Here is an 879-nt window from a genome sequence, read left to right as displayed (position 1 = left end):
CCGGCCCGCATGGCCGCGTCGTCAAGGCCGATGTCGAGGCAGCGATTGCCGGTGGTGGCGCCAAGGCGGCTCCGGCTGCGAAAGCAGCGCCTGCTGGCGCTCCGGCTGCTGCGGCACCAGCACCGAAGGCAATGTCGGACGAGCAGGTGCTGAAACTGTTTGCCGAAGGCTCCTACGATCTCGTCCCACATGACAATATGCGCAAGACCATCGCGCGGCGGCTGGTCGAGGCCAAGACCACCATCCCGCATTTCTATTTGACGCTCGATTGCGAGCTCGATGCGCTGCTGGCGCTGCGCACGCAGCTCAATGCCGCAGCCCCGGTGAAGAAGACCGAGAAGGGCGAGGTGCCGGCCTACAAGCTGTCGGTCAACGACATGGTGATCAAGGCGATGGCGCTGGCGCTGAAGGCGGTGCCGGATGCCAATGCCTCATGGACTGACAGCGCCATGGTCAAGCACAAGCATGCCGATGTCGGCGTTGCCGTGTCGATCCCCGGCGGCCTGATCACGCCGATCATCCGGCACGCCGACGAAAAGACGCTGTCGGTCATTTCCAACGAGATGAAGGACCTGGCCAGCCGCGCCCGCAGCCGCAAGCTGAAGCCTGAGGAATATCAGGGCGGCACGACGGCGGTGTCCAATCTCGGCATGTTCGGCATCAAGGACTTTGCCGCCGTCATCAACCCACCGCATGCGACGATCCTGGCGGTGGGTGCCGGCGAGCAGCGCGCCGTGGTCAAGAATGGCGAGATCAAGGTCGCCACCGTGATGTCGGTGACGCTGTCGACCGATCACCGCGCCGTCGACGGCGCGCTCGGCGCCGAACTGCTGGTCGCCTTCAAGCGGCTGATCGAAAACCCGATGGGCATGCTGGTCT

General features: G+C 64.7%; 1 protein-coding gene. It reads left to right on the top strand.

Going from position 1 to position 879, the window contains the following annotated elements:
- Window positions 1-879, top strand: an 879-nt coding sequence (locus AC1DVW_RS29675) for a 2-oxo acid dehydrogenase subunit E2 (RefSeq protein ID WP_477327938.1), incomplete at both ends; no start/stop codon positions are given.

The sequence above is a fragment of the Mesorhizobium sp. P3_B5 genome, from assembly GCF_056402815.1.
Note: the sequence above shows the minus strand (reverse complement) of the source record. Positions and strands in the feature narration are given on the sequence as shown.